The sequence below is a fragment of the Mesorhizobium sp. M1396 genome, from assembly GCF_040317725.1.
Lineage (GTDB): Bacteria > Pseudomonadota > Alphaproteobacteria > Rhizobiales > Rhizobiaceae > Mesorhizobium.
Map to the genome: position 1 here is coordinate 1 of NZ_JAMYLA010000169.1, position 562 is coordinate 562.

The 562-nt window shown below is 56.2% G+C and carries 1 protein-coding gene; it reads right to left on the minus strand.

Annotated features, from left to right (window positions below; genetic code table 11):
• Positions 1-357: 357 nt before the first annotated feature.
• A partial coding sequence (locus tag NKH02_RS34480; RefSeq protein ID WP_352884319.1) for a hypothetical protein occupies positions 358-562 on the minus strand: 205 nt, incomplete at its 5' end.

Genomic DNA, 562 nt, shown 5'->3' on the forward strand with positions numbered 1-562 from the left:
GATGGCCGCCAATCAGCCGAACTAGGAGATGGATGATATGAAGCAAGAGCTGGCTTGACAATCATCGCCCCATACACGTGTAGCTCGGCGTTACGAAGCCGCTCGCGAGCGCGCCGCGGGACGCGATCTCTTGATGGCCTGCAAGCTCCTCGAAGGTGAAGTTGCCAAAGCCGACAGGCCGGAACATGGTTGAAGCTGGGCCATCGCGGTAACGCTCATCCTGCAAATGCGGGCTGCTCGAGCTGATGTCAGCAGGTCTTTGTTGAAAGCTTCATGTGACAGTTAAGTTTCGTCCCAATATGCGCAATTAGCTGCCGGAAAACCCGCCATCTCGCTATGACGTTAGGCCACGGCTAGTCACTTTGTGCCGGCTGGCATCTCTGCCGGACCCGAAGCGACTGAAAAAGGTCCATTGCCGCAGACGGTTTTGCTGCCCTGCCGAGCACGATTATCAGCAGGATGACTGATCGTGAAATGGCCCGTCCGGTCGTCTTCCAAAATAGCGTCAGAGATCTTCTCCGCCACCATGATCGTTGGAATGTTTGTGTTGGCACGGGGGCAG